The sequence below is a fragment of the Rhodococcus sp. P4_F5 genome, from assembly GCF_056401315.1.
The window spans coordinates 1-3,338 of the sequence record NZ_JBFUJP010000139.1 but is presented as its reverse complement, the minus strand read 5'-3'; the positions used below and the strand labels follow the sequence as shown (position 1 = coordinate 3,338).

Genomic DNA, 3,338 nt, shown 5'->3' with positions numbered 1-3,338 from the left:
GGGCGTTGCCGGCTCCGGTGTTCGAGGTGGCGGAGTTCCGTGCTCCGGTGACCGGGGTCGAGCGGGCGGTGGCGTCGGTGTTCGAGGAGTTGCTCGGGCTCGAGCGGGTGGGTCTGGACGATGATTTCTTCGCTCTGGGCGGCAACTCGCTGGTCGCGATGCAGGTCGCGGCGCGGCTCGGCAGTGCGCTCGACACCCGGGTCGCGGTGCGGGAGCTGTTCGAGGCGGCGACGGTCGAGGCGTTGGCGGCGCGGTTGGCGTCGTCCGCTGGTGCGGGTGGTCATGTCGCGTTGACGGTGTGGGAGCGTCCGGAGCGGATTCCGCTGTCGCTTGCGCAGTCGCGGATGTGGTTCCTGAACCGTTTCGACTCCTCGTCGTCGGCGTACAACATTCCGGTTGTGGTGCGGTTGTCGGGTGTTCTCGATGTCGATGCGTTGGGTGCTGCGGTGGCCGATGTGGTGGCGCGGCACGAGGTGTTGCGCACGGTGTATGTCGACTTCGACGGTGCCGGTCATCAGGTGGTGTTGCCGGCCGGTCAGGCGGTGATCGATCTGACGCCGGTGTCGGTGGATGCGGAGTCGGTGGCCGGTGCGGCGGTGGAGTTCGTCTCGGCGCCGTTCGACGTGACCGCGGAGGTTCCGCTGCGGGCCCGTTTGTACGAGGTGGAGTCGGGCGTCGAGTACGTGTTGGCGATGGTGGTCCATCACATCAGTGCCGATGGTTGGTCGGTGGCGCCGTTGACGCGTGATGTGATGGTGGCGTATGCCGCTCGCCGGGCCGGGCGGTTGCCGGAGTGGGCGCCGTTGCCGGTGCAGTACGCGGACTACACGTTGTGGCAGCGTGAGGTGCTCGGTTCCGAGCAGGATCCGGGTTCGCTGGTGTCGGCTCAGCTGGACTACTGGACTGCTGCGCTGGCGGGTGTTCCGGATGTGCTGGAGCTTCCGACTGCTCGGCCGCGTCCGGCCGTGATGTCGAATCTCGGTGCGTTGCAAGAGTTCACGATCGACGCCGAGTTGCATGCGGCGCTCGATGCGGTGGCTCGGCGCAGTGGTGCGACGTTGTTCATGGTGATGCATGCGGCGGTGTCGGTGCTGTTGGCGCGGTTGTCGGGGACCGGTGACATCGTTGTCGGAACGCCGGTGGCCGGTCGTGGTGACGCCGCGCTCGACGACCTGGTGGGCATGTTCGTCAACACGTTGGTGCTGCGCACCGAGGTCGACGGTGGTGCCTCGTTCGACGAGGTTGTTGCGCGGACCCGGGAGACGGATCTGGGTGCGTTCGGTCATGCGGACGTGCCGTTCGAGCGGGTTGTCGAGGTGCTCAATCCGGTTCGGTCGCAGGCGTACTCGCCTCTGTTCCAGGTGTCGATCTCGTTCCAGAATCTCGAGTCGCCGGAGTTCGAGCTCGGTGAGCTCATGGTGTCGGGTGTGGATTCCGATGTGGTGTTGGCGAAGTTCGATCTGGACTTCGCGTTCGCCGACCGCTACGACGGTGAGGGCGCTCCGGACGGTGTGTCGGGTGTGCTGACCTATGCCGCTGCACTGTTCGACGCCGCGGGCGTCGAGCGCATGGTCGACGGTTTGTTGCGGATCCTGCGTGCGGTGACGGTCGACGCCGAGTTGCCGGTCGGCGACATCGATCTGCTCGGCGACGGTGAGCGGGAGTTGGTGCTGCGGGAGTGGAACGGTTCCGACGCGCCGGTGCCGGCGGGGACGTTGGATTCGTTGTTTGCCGATCAGGTCGTGCGGTCTCCGGGCGCGGTCGCGATCGTCGACCAGTCGATGGCCCTGACCTACCGGCAGTTCGATGCCCGGGTCGATGCGGTTGCCCGGTATCTGATCGGGGCCGGTGTCGGGGTCGAGTCGCGGGTGGTGCTCGCGATGCGCCGGTCGGTGGAGCAGGTTGTCGCGATGTACGCGGTGGTGCGTGCCGGTGGTGCGTATGTTCCGGTCGATCCGGATCAGCCGGCGGAGCGGATCGGGTACGTGGTCGAGACCGCTGACCCGCTGTTGGTGCTCGCCGATGCCGGTATGTCCTCGGACGTTGTGTTCGGGTGCCCGGTCGTCGATGTTGCGGGGATCGATCTGGCCGACAGTCGGCCGGTGACCGCGGCGGATCGGGTCGGGGTGCTCGGTCCGCAGAACACGGCGTACGTGTTGTTCACCTCGGGTTCGACCGGGCGGCCCAAGGGCGTCGCGGTGACGCATGCGGCGGCGGTGAACCAGTTGGTGTCGATGCAGGCCGAGTACGGGCTCGGCGAGCGGGATTCGGTGCTGCAGAAGACGCCGGCGACGTTCGATGCGTCGGTGTGGGAGTTCTTCTGGCCGCTGCAGGCCGGTGCCCGGTTGGTGCTGGCGACCGCGGACGGTCATCGTGACCCGCAGTATCTGGCGCGGGTGATGGTGGAGCAGTCGGTGACGACGGTGCAGTTCGTGCCGTCGATGCTGCCGATGGTGTTGGCGGYGTTGCCGGAGTCGGGGACCCCGGCGTTGCGGCGGGTGTTCGCCGGTGGCGAGCCGTTGCCGGCCGTTGTTGCGGCGGAGTTCGGGCGGGTCACCGGTGCTGCGGTGCACAACCTCTACGGTCCGACCGAGGCGGCGATGCAGGTCACCCGCCGCGAGGCGGCCGAGACCGATGCGGCGGTGGTGCCGATCGGTGGTCCGGTCGAGGGCACGAAGGTGTTCGTGCTCGACGGGCGTCTGCGTCCGGTTCCGGTGGGTGTGCCGGGTGAGTTGTACCTGGCGGGTGTGCAGTTGGCCCGCGGTTACGAGTCGCGGCCGGATCTGACGGCGGAGCGGTTCGTGGCGAATCCGTTCGGTGGTGGTGAGCGGGTGTACCGGACCGGTGACCTGGCGCGCTGGACGTCGTCGGGTGAGCTGGAGTTCTTGGGGCGCACGGACTTCCAGGTGAAGTTGCATGGTCTGCGGATCGAGCTCGGCGAGGTGGAGGCTGCGTTGGCGGCGCATCCGTCGGTGGGTCAGTCGGTGGCGGCGGTCGTCAGCACTGCGTCGGGTCAGCATCTGGTCGGTTATGTGACGGCGGCTCCCGAGGCCGTGGTCGACGTCGTCGAGGTGTCCAGGGCGGCGGCGGATCGGTTGCCGGCTTACATGGTGCCGTCGCAGGTGATGGTGCTCGAGGAGTTGCCGGTCACCTCGAGTGGCAAGGTGGATCGGAGGGCGTTGCCGGCTCCGGTGTTCGAGGTGGCGGAGTTCCGTGCTCCGGTGACCGGGGTCGAGCGGGCGGTGGCGTCGGTGTTCGAGGAGTTGCTCGGGCTCGAGCGGGTGGGTCTGGACGATGATTTCTTCGCTCTGGGCGGCAACTCGCTGGTCGCGATGCGC

At 67.8% G+C, this 3,338-nt stretch carries 1 protein-coding gene; it reads left to right on the top strand.

What is annotated here, in order from left to right; genetic code table 11:
• On the top strand, positions 1 to 3,338 hold a 3,338-nt coding region (locus tag AC1DU4_RS26200; protein WP_477844882.1), incomplete at both ends, for an amino acid adenylation domain-containing protein.